Below are 13,122 nucleotides of genomic sequence, written 5' to 3'. Positions count from 1 at the left end.
TCAAACGCTCCGGGTCGCTGAGGAAGTCGTCTTGTCGGAATCGAGGCCGGCGCCGACCACGGCCGCCTCGCTGAGCTGCGAGCGCTCGATCTCGGCCACCGCCTCGCCGTCGCGCATGACCACGACGCGATCGCAGATCAGCGCCAGCTCCTTGGCGTCGGATGAGCAGACCAGGACGCCGGCGCCCTGAGCCGCCGCGGTCGCGATCAGCTCGAAGATCCCGGCCTTGGCGCCGACGTCGACGCCCTGGGTCGGCTCGTCCAGCAGCAGCACCCGGGGCTCGTTGCGCAGCCACTTGGCGAGCACGACCTTCTGCTGGTTGCCACCCGACAGCAGCGTCAGCGGCCGCTCGGGCTCGGCGGGCCGCACGGCGACACGCTCGATCCACTCGTCGACCTCGCGGCGCTCCGCCGCCTGGTCGAGCCGGCCGAAGCGGCGGCGCAACGGCGCCAGCCGCGGCAAGGTCATGTTCTCGCGCACCGACATGGTCATCACGGCGCCCTCGCGGTGGCGCTCGGCGGGGACGTAGGCGATCCCGGCGGCGATCGAGCGACGCGGGTTCGGGCGCCCGAGCGCGCGACCGCCGACCCGCAGCTCGTCGAGCTGCGCGTCGCTCGCGCCGAACAGCGCGCCGGCCAGCTCCTCGCGCCCGGAGCCGAGCACGCCCGACACGCCGACGATCTCGCCTGGGTGCAGGTCGAGGTCCAGCCGCCGGATCGTCCGGCTCCGCAGGCCACGAGCGCTCAGCACCGGCTCGGTCGCGAACGCGACCTCGCCGTGCTCGGTGTGCGCGGAGGCGATCTCGCCGGCGATCAACCTCACCAGGTCGTCGTGGTCGTACTCGCCGCGGCCCACGTCGGCGATCAGCTTCCCGTCCCGCAGGGCGATGACCCGGTCGGCGAGCTCCACGACCTCGTCGAGCCGGTGAGAGATGAAGATGACCCCGGCGCCCCGCGCGGCGACCCGGCGCACCGCGGTGAACAGCTTGCCGACCTCGTCGCCGTGCAGCGCGGCGGTCGGCTCGTCGAGGACGAGGACGTTGGAGGGATGGTCCCATCCGTCGAGCGCTCGGGTGATCGCGACGATCGTGCGCTCCGCGGCCGACAGCGTCGCGACCGGCGCGGTGACGTCGAAGGACCCGCCGAAGCCCGCGATCATCGCCTCGGCGTGGCGCCGCTCGGTCTTCACGGGCGCCGGCAGGAGGCCGCGGCGGCCGAGCCGGCGGCCGAGGTCGAGGTTCTCGATCGTCGAGAGCACGCCCACCAGGCCGAGGTCCTGGTGGATGAAGTGGAGGCTGACCGGCTGGCCGTCGGGGCCGCGGCCGAGGATCACCTCGGAGCCCGGATCGGGCTGATGGACGCCGGCCAGGATCTTGACCAGCGTCGACTTCCCCGAGCCGTTCTGCCCGACCAGGGCGACGATCTCCCCCGCGCCGAGCTGGGTCGAGACGCCATCCACGGCCTTGAGCCCCGGGAACGTCATGGAGACGTCGCGAACCTGGAGGAGCGCCGAGAACGTGTCGTCCATGTTTCGCACTCTAGTACAGCGTTTCTTCAGCCGCAACATCGTTGCGCGGCATCGCCGCGTGCGCGCGACGACGCGCCGCGGCGCTCGAGCGCCGCGCGGCCGGTGCGCCCGGGACGTCCTGGGTCAGGCGCGGGAGCCGGCGGCGGCGATGCGGAGCATCGTCTCGGCGACCGTCTCGATGCGCTCATCGGTCAGACGTTGCGCCGGACCGGCGAGCGTGATGGCGGCGTCGACGCCCGTGCCGTTGTCCTCGGCGCTGATGAGCACCGCCACGGCGCGCAGGCCTTCTTCGCTCTCGCCGTCGTTGAGCGCCCAGCCCCGCTTGCGGACCTTGGCCAGCTCGCGCCGGACGCCGGCGGCCGACGTCTTCGAGCGCTTCGTGACCCCCACCAGCTCGTTGGCCAGGAGGTCGTCGAGGCGTGCCGGCGGCAGGTTCGCGAGCAGGACCTTGCCCGCCGCGCTGACGTGGGCCGGCAGGACGGTCCCGACGCGCGGGGTGGCGCGCACCATCGACGAGCCCTCGACGCAGTCGATGTAGAAGGCGTCGTTGCGCTGCAGGACGACGAGGTGCGCGGTCTCGCCCACCTCGCGGACGATCTCCTCGAGCGTCGAGCGCAGCGCCGTGCGGATGTCCGACCTCTGGACCGCGCTGAGGCCGACGCGCAGCAGCGCGGGGCCGCTGTGGAAGACCTTGGTCCGCGGGTCCTGCCGCACGAACTCACGATGCTCGAGCACGTTCAGGAGCCGGAAGGCGGTGGAGCGCGACACCCCGAGGAACTTGCCCGCCTCGGTGATGGTGATCGACTCGCGGTCCTCGAACGCCAGGATCAACGACAGTGCCCGGTCGACCGAGTCGATCGGATACGCGGGGCCCGGACCGTTCACGGCTCTCACCTTACCGTCCGGGGGTGGCACCGGACCGTCTGATCGCGGGAGCGGCAGCCTCGACCTCACCGAGCAACTCGGCGAGCTGGGCGGCGAACGGCGCCTCCTCCGACGGGGCGAACGTGCCGGCGACGACCTTGTCGGGCCGGACGAGGACGCAGCGTCCCCGGACCGGGTCGAGCTGCGCGGCCAACGACCCGTCCAGGTCGGCGACGCCTTCGAGCCGGAGGCGGACCACCGGCAGCCGATGGTCCAACGTGACGTGGACCGGCTTGGCGCCGAGCTGCTCCCACACGGCGGCCGAGAGCTCCTCGAAGCACCGCGGATCGGTGTCGACGGCGAGCAGCGCGAAGCCGGTGCCGAGGACGGCGTCGAGCCCGACGACGTGGCCGGCGGCGTCGATCACCTGCGCCTCGATCAGCATCCGGCCGGCGAGCGGATCGGTGCCCGCGTCGACCGAGAAGCCGTCCGGGTACAGGGCCGGCGGGCGGTAGCGCATCTCGGTCAGGAACCGCTTGACCGCGGGGACGCGGCCCACCGTCGCGAACAGCACGTCCCGGGCCCATGCCTTGGCGCGTGACCGAGTCATCATGACCGCCCCGAGGCGGACCGAGAGCGCGACGGTCGCCTCGACGTGGGGCTGGCGCTCGCGCGTGTAGCTGTCGAGCAGTCCGCGGCCTGCGCGGCCCTGCAGCTCGGCGGCGATCTTCCAGGACAGGTTGGCGGCGTCGCGGATGCCGCTGTTGAGGCCCTGGCCCGCGAACGGGGGCATCATGTGCGCGGCGTCGCCCAGGATGAAGACGCGGCCGTCGTCGAAGCGATCGGCGACCAGCGCGTAGAACTTGTAGATCGTGGAGCGAACGACGTCCTCGGCAGCCAGCGCCCGGTACGGGGCGACGAGCCGCGTGACGAGGTCCGGCAGGTCGTCGTCGGTCGGATGCTCGTCGTCGCGGATCAGGAACTCGTAGCGGCAGCGCCCGTCGCGCCCGACGACGATCACCCGCGGACGGTCCGGGTCGCCGTAGTGCATCGCGTAGCGCTCGTCGTGGCGGTCGTTGATCGTGTCCACGACCAGCCATCGCTCCTCGAACGCCGAGCCGGTCATCGGCTCCTGACCGATCAGGGTCCGAACGGGACTGCGCCCGCCATCGGCGCCGAGCAGGTAGCGCGCCTCCACCGTCTCTGTGCGACCGCCCGTCTCGATCGTCGCGGTGACGCCGTCGGCGTGCTGCTCGAAGCCGGTGAACGTCGTCTGATGGCGCACGTCGACGTGCGGGTACCGGCGGAGTCCGCGGAGCAGGACGAGCTGGAACTCCGCGTGGTCGATCGGGTTCTTGATGGGCTGCCCGTGGGGCGGCCGCTCCGGGCCCCGCGCGTAGGCCAGCAGCTGCCCGCGCCGACCGAAGTACTTCGTGCCCGTGCCTGGCAGCGCGACGTCGCGCATGCGGTCGACGAGCCCGAGCCGCTGCATGAAGCGCATGGTCTCGTCGTCGACGCTCACGGCACGGGGAAGCTCGGCCACTCCGGGCTCGCGCTCGACGAGCAGCACGTTCACCCCGAGCTGGCCGAGCGCGTTGGCCGCGGCCAGCCCGGTGGGCCCTCCCCCGACGACGAGCACGTCGACGTCAGGCATGCACGTCCTCGGCCACGACCGTGTTGTCGACCGAGCCGATGCCCTCGATCGTCACCTTGACGCGATCCCCCGGAGTCAGGAAGACCTGAGGGTCGCGCCGGTAGCCGACCCCGGCGGGCGTGCCCGTCAACACCACGTCGCCGGGCGCCAGCGTCATGAACTCCGACAGCGTGCTGATGGTCTCGGCGAGCCCGAAGATCATGTGCCGCGTGTTCGAGCGCTGCCGCTCCTGCCCGTTGAGCTCGAGCGCGATGTCGAGCTCCGGCTCGGCCCCGAGCTCGTCGGCCGTCACCAGCCACGGCCCGAGCGGTGTCGTGCGCGGCCACGCCTTGCCCTGCAGCCACTGATGCGTCTTGTACTGGTAGTCGCGCATCGTGACGTCGTTGGCCACCGCGTACCCCGCGACGACGCCCGGCGCCTCGGCCAGCGAGATGCGGCGCGCGGGTCGGCCGATGACCACGGCGAGCTCGGCCTCGTAGTCGATCTGCGTCGACTCGGGCGGTGCGACGATGTCATCGGCGGGGCCGATGATCGACTCCGCGAACTTCGTGAACAACACCGGGTAGGTCGGGAGCTCGCGCTTGGTCTCCGTGACATGGCCGCGGTAGTTGAGGCCCAGGCAGATGACCTTCCCCGGCTGCAGGACGGGCGCCAGGAGACGCACGTCGGCGAGCGGGAGCGGCGCCGCCTCCGCCGCGGCCGGGGCCTCCAAGAGCAGCGCGAGGTCGAACCCCGCGCTGATCGGTGGGATCGCCAGCGGCACGACCGCGTCGCCCTCGACGCGGCCGGCGCGAACTTCCCCGTCGTGCCGGTAGTTGACGAACCGCATCAGGCGGCGGGCGCTTCGAGCGGCCGGCGCCACTCGGGGGCCGGTCCCCAGAGGTTCACGGTCCGCAGCTCGGCGGCCCAGTTGCGTGGCTCGGGGTACTCGACGCGGTCGTCCCAGAACCGCTCCATCTCGCAGGACAGCTCGATGTGGACGCCGTCGGGATCGTCGAACATGATGAACACGTTGTTCCCGGGCCCATGGCGGCCGGGACCCCAGCTGACCGGGACGTCGCGGACGGCGAGCAGGTCGCACCAGTCCTTGACGTCCTCCCAGTCGGAGACCTCGAAGCAGTAGTGGTCGAGGCCGCCGACCTCGCCCTGCACGATCGCGACGGTGTGGTGCTCGCGATTGCAGCGCATCCACGCGAACCGGTCGGCCATGCGGTCGGAGACCACGAACCCGAGGACGTCTCGGTAGAAGGCGGTCAACGCCGGCACGTCGGGCGACGTGAGGGTGATGTGATGCAGCCCGGTCGGCCGGCGCCCGTCGGCGCGCACGCCTTCGCCGGTCCGGTCGATCCGCCCGTGCACCTCGATCACGTGGCCTTCGGGGTCGGCGAACCGGATGCCGTCGGGATGGTCGGCGTCGGCGGCCGGCGCGACCGCGATCCCGTGCGCGGACAGGCGCTCCGACAGCGCGCGGAACTGCGCCTGGTCGACGACCTCGAGGGCGAAGTGGTCCAGCCCCTGACCGTCGTGGAGCTCGACGACGTGCGCTCCACCCAGCGCCAGCTGAGCGCGGGGGCGGTCGGCGACGACGGTGCGCAGGCCCACGACGTCCTCGTAGAACTGACGCGTCCCGGCGGGATCCGCGCTGCGGAGGGCTACGTGGGAGAGCTTGGCCTGAAGCACGCGACTACCTGATTCCTCTGTGTCATTGATCGAAATAGTGTTTTGATTGCTGGAACTTATGCCTCGTGTGGGCCGGCGTCAAGCACCGGCCCGGAGCGTCGTTCGAAACGCAGCAGGCGCCGGATCGCGCCGGCATGCGCGCCAAAGCGCTCGTACTTGGCGAGCCCCACGGCGGCCAGCAGGGCCACGCCGTTGAACAGGTCGGGGATCCACACCGGCGCCCCCGCGAGCTGGAGGCCCTTGATGCCGGTCGCGAGCACGTACACCGCCACGACCGTGCCCCAGACGTTGAAGCGCCCGCGCCGGAACTGCGTCGAGCCCAGGAACGCCGCGGCGAACGCGGGCAACAGCAGCGGCGGACCGATCGTCGGGTCCCCGGCGGCGATCCGCGAGCTCGTCAGGATCCCCGCCAGGGCGGTGATCACACCGCACGCGACCAGCGAGACGAGCACGACGCTCGAAGTGCGAACGCCCGCGAGGCGCGCCGCCTCCGCGTTGCCCCCGGTCGCGTAGACCCGCCGTCCCGCCGGCGTTCGCTCGAGCACGTACCAGACGCCCAGGGCCACGGCGAGCAAGATGTAGACGGGCAGCGTGATCCCGAGCACCTCGCTTCTCGCCATGCTCTGGAACGACGAGCTGAGCCCGAGGATCTGCTGGCTGTCGGAGATCCACGCGATCAGCGCGAGCAGGATCGAGCTCATCCCCATGGTGGCGATGAACGAGTCGATCCGCGCCTTGACGATCAGCAGCCCGTTGAGGGCGCCGACCGCCGCGCCGGCGACGAGCGTCACGGCGATCGACACGCCGATCGGGCTCCCGCGATTGGAGAGCAGCCACGCGACGAGGATGGCGCCGAGCCCCACCTCGGCGCCGATCGCGAGGTTGAACGAGCCCGCCGCGAGCGGCAGGACCAGTCCGACGGCGACCAGCGCCGTGATCGCGTTGGCGTCGAGGAGCGTGCGCCACACGTCCACGTCGAGGAACGTCTGCGGGATCCACAGCGAGAACACGACGAAGACGACGACGAACACGTAGAGCGCGCTGACGTTCCTGAACGACAGCGCGCGCAGCACGGCCCGCCGCCGATCAGCGGATTGCGACGACACGATCGGCTACTGGCCCGTCGGGGCTCCCCAGAGCTTCACGAACCGCTGCGCGAAGTCGGGGTAGCCCGTCCAGCCCTTGGCGGGATCGAACGTGATGTCCTGCTTGCGCAGGACCTGCTGGACGATCGTGCCCTTCGCCTCCGGGCCCGAGAGCGCCTGGCCGCCCATCTCGCGCGCGAGCTGGTCGATCATGGTCCAGGTCAGGATCGGGAGATCGGAGCCGACGCTGGCGTCCTGCTGACCGTCCTTGATCGCTTGGAGGTTGCCAGGGGTGGCGCCGCCGCCGACCGTCGGCACGTCGATCCCCGCTGTCCGCAGCGCGGCCGGCAGCCCGAGCTGCATCTCGTCGGTGGCGAACACGGCGAAGTCGGTGTCCGGGTGGGCCTGCAGGTCGCTGACGACCTGGCCCGACGCGCCCTTGGCGACCTCCGCGATCGGGATGCTGACCACGCGCAGGGTGCAGGCGGGGCACAGCTCCTTCAGCTTGCTCTTGACGCCGCCGCTCTCGATCGACGCGAAGTCGAGCTCGGGCACGGTGTAGAAGACCACGTCGTGCGCCTTGCCCTCGCTGCGCGCGATGGTCCAGGCCGCGAGGATCTCGCCGAGGTTCTTCGCGTCACCGGCGCCGAACTGCACCGTCTTGAAGCCGAACTTGGCGCCGTTGACGATCGACCCGGCGACGACCGTCGTGCCCTCCTTGCGCAGCTGCGTGAGCTGACGCGCGAACAGGGTCGGGTCGGCCGCGAGGAAGATCACGCCCTTGGGCTTCTGCTCCACGATCGTGTCGAGGGCCGCGCTGACGCCCTGGGCGCCCTGGCCCCGGACGCGGTAGACGTCCAACCCCATCGCCTTGCCGGCCGACTGGATCAGCGTCCACTGGAGGGCCGCGACCGGCGTGCCGAGGTCGAGGAAAGCCACCCGCGTGCCCGGCGCCGGCCGCTTGGCCAACGGCTCGGTCACGGGGAAGGCGCTCGGGTGGCTCACGAGCGGGGCGATGAACGCCTTCGCCGCGGCGACGTCGACCTTGGCGTCGCCGCTCTTGCCGGTGTTGGTGGTGCTGCTGTCGCTGCTGCTGCCGCAGGCGGCTACGCCCAGCACGGCCAGCACGAGTCCTGCCGCACCGAGGCGCCTGAGCGCCCTGGTCGACCCTTCGACCCCACGACCCATCACTTGCTCGTCACACACCTGTCGTCTCCTCGGCATCGGTTCAGCTCCTCCCCGGCGCGGGCGACGACCGCTTGCACGGGCCCCGGGCGGACAGAAGGAGACCCGAGCGGCACGCTGCGCCAAGCATGGTCTATTCTGTGTGTCGCAACAATGTTTTGTCAAGTGAACTTTGCGTGACCTGCGTCTCAGCGGCAGGATCCATTGTGACTGAAGGAGCGTCAATGATGAGTGAGGTCGTGTACACGGCCCAGGCCAACGTCACCGGCGGCCGCCGCGGTGGACGCGGCGAGACCTCGGACGGCAACTTGTCGGTTGCCCTGGAGACGCCCGGCACGGGCGGCCAGGCGACGAACCCCGAGCAGCTGTTCGCCGTCGGCTACGCCGCGTGCTTCGCGAGCGCGGTGGCGTTCACCGCGTTGCGGCAGAAGGTCGAGACGGGCCCGGTCGCCGTCGACTCGAGCGTCTCGCTCCTCAAGGACGGGCTCGGCGCGTTCGACCTGGCGGTCGAGCTGCGCGTGACGCTGCCCGCCGTCGATGCCGACGCCGCCGTCGACCTCGTGCGGGCCGCGCACGAGACCTGCCCGTACTCCCGTGCGACGCGCGGGAACCTGGACGTCGCGCTGATCGCCAACGGGCAACCCGTCTGAGGAGCTGCGGCGACGGGGCGGCGCGGCGACCGTCCGGCCCGCCGGCCGCGCCGCTCCGTCGTCCGAGGCTCAGCCTGCGAGCGAGGCGAAGAGCGCGTGCGACGGGTCGCTGTCGTCGCGGCTGCCCCAGACCTGCTCGGGCGCCATCGTCGGCGGGCCGCCGGGGACGTCGAGCTGCGCGTCGAACGCGACGCGGCGGTCGGTGATCTTCCACTCGCCGCCGCGCTTCTCGAACCGGTCGAGGTAGCGGGTCATCAGGACCGTGGTCTGCGGCCCGTCGGCACCGGGCAGCACGTAGGTCGCCAGGACGTACGTCTCGCCGACGGCCGCGTCGCCGTCGAGCTCGATGGTCGACTGGCCGATGTGGTGATGGACCGCGAGCATCGGCGCGCGGAACGCCGCCGTTCCCGCGAAGAACCCGCTGACCGGGCCGTTGTAGATGCCGAGGTTGATGTTGCCGTCCGGTGGGTGGCAGGACTCGGCGAGCGCTTGCAGCTCCCGATCGGAGCCGCGGAAGCAGCGGGCGAGCAGCTCGCGGATCGCCTCCTTCTCGATCAGGGCCTGAAGCGCTGCGGGGACAGCCGATGCAGAGTCGAGGGTCGCCATCAGGGGTCTTCCTTTCGCCTAGTTGTCGTTACGCCGTACAGAACTGTGCTTCACCAGACGTAACAATCTGCGCACTATAGGTCTGGCGGCCGAACGGGTCAAACGTTCCGCTCGTTCGCGTAGATCTTTCGAGTAGATCAGCATCGGCCGCCAGTTGACAAACGCGGAAGGCCGCGATTAAGTTTTGCTGTACGCAATTGCATTCCGCTCTCCGGACGCGCCTGGGTCGCACTGAGCCTTTCGTCCGCAGCGCGTGAGGCGCGACCACGGAAGAGGGGCCGCAGGTGCTGGCAGCGCGGGCATACGAAGGCGAGACGGAGTTCCGTCTCGAGGACATCGAGGTGCCGACCGCCGGCCCGGGCGAGGTGGTGATCGAGGTCGCCGCCGCGGGCCTCGCGCCCAGCCTGCTCACGTTCTGGCGGATGGGGCTGCTGCCGCTGCTGCCACATACGCCGGGCCACGAGGCCGCGGGCGTCGTCGCCGCCGTCGGCGCGGGCGTCACCGAGCACGCGGCCGGCGATCGCGTGCGGATGCACCCGAACCTCACGTGCCGGCGGTGCGCGTCCTGCCTCACCGATCGCGACCAGCTCTGCCCCGCGTGCTCGATGATCGGCCACGGGATCTTCGGTCCGACGGGAATGCCGCTCTACGAGCGCTACCACGACGGCGCGCTCGCCGAGTACGTGCTGGCGCCGGCCTGGGCGGTCGATGCCCTGCCCGACTCCGTCTCCTTCGAAGCGGCGGCGAAGATCCACGACGTCGCGGTCGCGCTGCGCGCGCTGAAGCTCGCTGCCCCCTCGCCGGGCGCCACGGTCGTGTGGACCGCCGCGACGGGCGCGATCGGCCCGGCCGCCGTCCGGCTCGCGCCGCTCTTCGGCATCCGCCGCTTCATCGCCGTCGGGCGCTCGGGCGAACGGCTCGACGAGGTCCGCGCGCTCGCACCCGACCTCGTGGAGGTCGTCGCGCTCGACCGCCTCGACACGGACTGGGAGACCGAGCAGGGCCTGACGCGCGCGATCCGGGAGCTGGCGCCCGCCGGCGTCGACGTCGTGCTCGACTTCCTCCCCGAGGGCAAGGGGACCCAGCAGAGCATCGCGGCGCTGAAGGTCGGCGGCACCGCGGTCATCGTCGGGGGCAACTTCGACGCACCGGCCACCGCCCGCGAGCTCGTCGGCAACTGCTGGCGGATCCTGGGCAGCCGCAACGGCTCGCGCGACGACGCACGGCAGGTCATGGCCTGGCTCGCGTCCGGCGCGCTGACGATCGACGACCTCTTCACGCATCGCTTCGCGCTGGCCGACGTCGGCGCGGCGGTCGACCTCCTCCAGACGCGCGCGACGCCGGCCTGGATGACGGCGGTGCATCCGAAGCGCTGACCGTGACGCGCCCTTCGCCTCCCGCCCAGGCTCCGCTCTGCCTCCGCGAGCACCCGACGTCGGTCGCGTCCGCCTGGGCAGACAGCTTCCTGGCGGACCTGCCCGCAGCGGCGGCCGATCGCGTGCTCACGGGCGCGCGGATCGCGTACGTCAAGGCGGGCGAGGTGTTCTACCGGGGCGCCTTCCACGAGGACGAGACGCTCACGCTGGGGCTCGTCGTCGACGGGCTCCTCAAGGTCGTCATGCGGTCGCCCACCGGGCGCGAGGTGACGATCCGCTACGCGCCGACCGGGGCGTTCCTCGGTCTGCCCGCCGTGCTGCTGGCGGGTCCCGCCGCCCGCGGCGACCGTTCCCTCGACCGCTGGCGCGCGCTCGGCGGCGCGGCTCGCGACGCCGTAGCCGTGCGCGACAGCGTGATCCTCAAGCTTCGCCCGACGCGCTTCCGCGAGGCGATGGTCGCCGACAGCGACCTCGCGTCCCGGCTCGCGGTGCATCTCGCCGAGCAGCTGCAGCAGGCCCTGGACGTCCTGGGCACCGACCTGTTCCTGCCCGTGCGCAACCGCGTGGCGAGCCACCTCCTCGACCTGGCCGAGCGCCAGGAGGAGTCGCTCGTCGTGCGCTTGAACCATCAGGACATCGCGGCCGCGGTCGGATCGGTGCGCGAGGTCGTCGCGCGCGTGATCAAGTCCATGGAGCGCGAAGGGCTCGTCAGCCGCGTGGGCGGCATCAAGGGCTACCTGCGCCTGCTCGACCCGGCAGGGCTGCACGGCGTCGCCGCCATGGCCGACGTCGCGCTCGCGCGCGCCGACTGAGCGGCGCGCGCGAGCTGGAGCGTCAGGCCGGCTTGCGGCCCCAGAGGAGATCGACACCGCGCCAGCGGAACACGTCGATGTCCTCGACGATCCCCGTGAGCTCGTCGCGGACGTCCTCGATCTCCCACGCCGGCAGGTAGAACGGCAGGTTGATCCCATCGAACAGCTTCTCGAAGTAGTACTCGATGTGGAGGTCGGCGGCGACGCGCTCATGGAAGCTCACGCCGAACGCGATCTCCCCGAGGACGATCTGGCGCCCGGGCTTGAGGACCCGGACGAGCTCGGCCCCTTCGCGGGCCCAGCTGCCGGCGTGCGCGACGCCCTGGACGCACAGCACGGCGTCGAAGTGGTCGTCGGGGTAGCCGTGGGTGTAGTCCCATTCCCACTTCGGATCCTCGCCGCGCCACGCGATGGTGCGGACCTCCTCCATGAAGTCGTCGACGACGACCTCGCCCGTGGGCCCCACGATCTCGCGGATCTCGTCCGCGATCCCCATCGGCTCGACGGCCTCCCCGTTGATGTAGACGCGATCGCCCTCATGCAGCTCGAGCTGCTCCACGGCGATCTTCCGCGGGATGCGGGCCTTGTGCGTCCACAGGTACGGCAGGCCGCCGGCCAGCAGCGCGCCGCACCAGCGCAGGCGCGCCTCGGGATCGAAGATCTCCTTCCCGAAGCGCTCAGCCTCCGCCGGCTGCATCGCCGCCCATGGCGTATCAGGCACTTCCCGAGGCAATGAGGGCCGCCTTTCCTTCGCTGAGGGAACCGAAGAGGGCACGCGCCTTCGCGCGCAGATTGGTCCAGTCGTCTTCCTCGAACGCGGTGGTCCAGGGAAACGTGCGCGGCGCGGAGACCTCGTCGTAGAAGACGTCGGTGCGCTGCGCGATGACCGCGCGGAGCGCCTCGGCGACCTCGGCCACCTGCCGCTCGCCGCCCAGCTTCCACGACCGGCCGCCGTCCGAGGACCGGTGGAGCCCGGACGCGGTCGCCGCGTACGTGAGCTCGCCGTTGTTGGGGTCGACGGTCAGCGCGGTAACGCCCGGAGCCTCGAGCACGCCCGCCGCGCGGCCTGAGTCACCGTCGATCTGCATCCGGACGATGCCGTCCGGCGTGCCGAGCAGCAAGGTCGTCACGCGCGGTCACCTTCCGGTCGGGACATCTGGAGTCCTCCTCCTGATCTGGACATGTGGCGGACTCTGGCTGCGCGGCGACCGCGCGTCTGTGACCCAGGTCGCAGTCGCGTCGTGGCCATGCCTACTCCTCGGGATCCGGGCCGTCGACGTTGACGACGTTGGGACCCTGCCCCACCCGGACCAGGAAGCCGACGAGGTTGTCCGGCCCGAGGTTGATGTCGCGATGCACGACACCGCGCCCGATCCGGATGACCGAGCCGGGCGTCACGTCGTCGACCACCTTGCCGCCCGGCCCGTACTCGACCACGCCGCGGCCTTCCAGGATGTACACGTAGGTGTCCATGTCGCCGTGGTGGTGCCACCCGGACTGCGCCGGCGCCGCGTTCGTGACACCGACCCACACGTTCCCGTCCGAGAACAGCTCCTCGCGGAAGAGGTGCTCGGTCGACTCCGCGCCGCCACCCCCGGGATGCTTGATCTCGATCGCGGCCAAGGGCTCGGCCTCGGAGGGGCCGTGTCCATCACCTTCGGTCATAACGCACATCTCCTCACC

14 protein-coding genes are annotated in these 13,122 nt (G+C 71.4%); 3 read left to right on the top strand and 11 right to left on the bottom strand.

Translation table 11 applies throughout. The features are described 5' to 3' along the window. The 7 genes from DSM104299_RS02335 to DSM104299_RS02305 form a co-directional block, all read right to left on the bottom strand. On the bottom strand, positions 1–1,527 hold the full coding sequence (locus tag DSM104299_RS02335; protein ID WP_272475674.1) for a sugar ABC transporter ATP-binding protein: 1,527 nt from the start codon (positions 1,525–1,527) through the stop codon (positions 1–3). Between the two features lie 123 nt (positions 1,528–1,650). Further along, positions 1,651–2,412 (bottom strand): IclR family transcriptional regulator, encoded by a 762-nt coding sequence (locus DSM104299_RS02330; RefSeq protein WP_272475673.1) that lies wholly within the window; start codon positions 2,410–2,412, stop codon positions 1,651–1,653. A gap of 10 nt (positions 2,413–2,422) precedes the next feature. Further along, positions 2,423–4,045 (bottom strand): bifunctional 3-(3-hydroxy-phenyl)propionate/3-hydroxycinnamic acid hydroxylase, encoded by a 1,623-nt coding sequence (locus DSM104299_RS02325; protein ID WP_272475672.1) that lies wholly within the window; start codon positions 4,043–4,045, stop codon positions 2,423–2,425. Further along, positions 4,038–4,874 carry a fumarylacetoacetate hydrolase family protein gene (locus tag DSM104299_RS02320; protein WP_272475671.1) on the bottom strand — a complete coding sequence of 279 codons (837 nt, stop codon included), beginning with the start codon at positions 4,872–4,874 and terminating at the stop codon, positions 4,038–4,040. The genes DSM104299_RS02325 and DSM104299_RS02320 overlap by 8 nt, the downstream gene beginning before the upstream one ends. Continuing rightward, the gene (locus DSM104299_RS02315; protein ID WP_272475670.1) at positions 4,874–5,725 is read right to left on the bottom strand and encodes a VOC family protein; all 852 of its coding nucleotides are present in this window, start codon (positions 5,723–5,725) and stop codon (positions 4,874–4,876) included. The genes DSM104299_RS02320 and DSM104299_RS02315 overlap by 1 nt, the downstream gene beginning before the upstream one ends. A gap of 56 nt (positions 5,726–5,781) precedes the next feature. Further along, positions 5,782–6,798: an ABC transporter permease gene (locus DSM104299_RS02310; protein ID WP_272475669.1), complete on the bottom strand. Its 1,017-nt coding sequence runs from the start codon at positions 6,796–6,798 to the stop codon at positions 5,782–5,784. A gap of 39 nt (positions 6,799–6,837) precedes the next feature. Further along, positions 6,838–7,929 (bottom strand): sugar ABC transporter substrate-binding protein, encoded by a 1,092-nt coding sequence (locus DSM104299_RS02305; protein ID WP_272475668.1) that lies wholly within the window; start codon positions 7,927–7,929, stop codon positions 6,838–6,840. A gap of 293 nt (positions 7,930–8,222) precedes the next feature. Between DSM104299_RS02305 and DSM104299_RS02300 the strand changes: the two genes are divergently transcribed. Next, positions 8,223–8,645, top strand: a complete 423-nt coding sequence (locus DSM104299_RS02300) for an Ohr family peroxiredoxin (protein ID WP_272475667.1) — start codon at positions 8,223–8,225, stop codon at positions 8,643–8,645. A 69-nt stretch (positions 8,646–8,714) separates the two neighbouring features. Here the strand turns inward: DSM104299_RS02300 and DSM104299_RS02295 are convergent, their stop codons facing one another. Continuing rightward, positions 8,715–9,251, bottom strand: coding sequence for a nuclear transport factor 2 family protein (locus tag DSM104299_RS02295; RefSeq protein ID WP_272475666.1), 537 nt, complete (start codon positions 9,249–9,251; stop codon positions 8,715–8,717). A gap of 284 nt (positions 9,252–9,535) precedes the next feature. Between DSM104299_RS02295 and DSM104299_RS02290 the strand changes: the two genes are divergently transcribed. Both DSM104299_RS02290 and DSM104299_RS02285 read left to right on the top strand, forming a co-directional pair. After that, a complete protein-coding gene (locus tag DSM104299_RS02290) occupies positions 9,536–10,627 on the top strand; it encodes an alcohol dehydrogenase catalytic domain-containing protein (RefSeq protein ID WP_272475665.1) in 1,092 nt (363 codons plus the stop codon). Between the two features lie 2 nt (positions 10,628–10,629). Then, complete coding sequence (locus DSM104299_RS02285; protein ID WP_272475664.1) at positions 10,630–11,439, top strand: Crp/Fnr family transcriptional regulator; 810 nt, start codon at positions 10,630–10,632, stop codon at positions 11,437–11,439. Positions 11,440–11,461: 22 nt separating this feature from the next. Here the strand turns inward: DSM104299_RS02285 and DSM104299_RS02280 are convergent, their stop codons facing one another. The 3 genes from DSM104299_RS02280 to DSM104299_RS02270 all read right to left on the bottom strand — a co-directional run bounded on the left by DSM104299_RS02280 (position 11,462) and on the right by DSM104299_RS02270 (position 13,104). Further along, entirely contained in the window at positions 11,462–12,136 is a 675-nt protein-coding gene (locus tag DSM104299_RS02280; RefSeq protein WP_272475663.1) for a methyltransferase domain-containing protein, read from the bottom strand. A 16-nt stretch (positions 12,137–12,152) separates the two neighbouring features. Next, a complete protein-coding gene (locus tag DSM104299_RS02275) occupies positions 12,153–12,569 on the bottom strand; it encodes a hypothetical protein (RefSeq protein WP_272475662.1) in 417 nt (138 codons plus the stop codon). Between the two features lie 121 nt (positions 12,570–12,690). Beyond that, complete coding sequence (locus DSM104299_RS02270) at positions 12,691–13,104, bottom strand: cupin domain-containing protein (protein WP_272475661.1); 414 nt, start codon at positions 13,102–13,104, stop codon at positions 12,691–12,693. Positions 13,105–13,122 lie beyond the last annotated feature (18 nt).

The organism is Baekduia alba (assembly GCF_028416635.1).
In the GTDB taxonomy this organism is placed as follows: Bacteria; Actinomycetota; Thermoleophilia; order Solirubrobacterales; family Solirubrobacteraceae; genus Baekduia; species Baekduia alba.
The sequence above is the reverse complement of the archived record's forward strand: the minus strand, read 5'-3'. Positions and strand labels throughout refer to the sequence as shown.

Coding starts and splice junctions, on each gene's coding strand:
- DSM104299_RS02300 (WP_272475667.1), top strand. CDS start 8,223: ATGAGTGAGGTCGTGTACACGGCCCAGGCCAACGTCACCGGCGGCCGC.
- DSM104299_RS02325 (WP_272475672.1), bottom strand. CDS start 4,045: ATGCCTGACGTCGACGTGCTCGTCGTCGGGGGAGGGCCCACCGGGCTG.
- DSM104299_RS02335 (WP_272475674.1), bottom strand. CDS start 1,527: ATGGACGACACGTTCTCGGCGCTCCTCCAGGTTCGCGACGTCTCCATG.
- DSM104299_RS02295 (WP_272475666.1), bottom strand. CDS start 9,251: ATGGCGACCCTCGACTCTGCATCGGCTGTCCCCGCAGCGCTTCAGGCC.
- DSM104299_RS02270 (WP_272475661.1), bottom strand. CDS start 13,104: ATGACCGAAGGTGATGGACACGGCCCCTCCGAGGCCGAGCCCTTGGCC.
- DSM104299_RS02320 (WP_272475671.1), bottom strand. CDS start 4,874: ATGCGGTTCGTCAACTACCGGCACGACGGGGAAGTTCGCGCCGGCCGC.
- DSM104299_RS02280 (WP_272475663.1), bottom strand. CDS start 12,136: ATGCAGCCGGCGGAGGCTGAGCGCTTCGGGAAGGAGATCTTCGATCCC.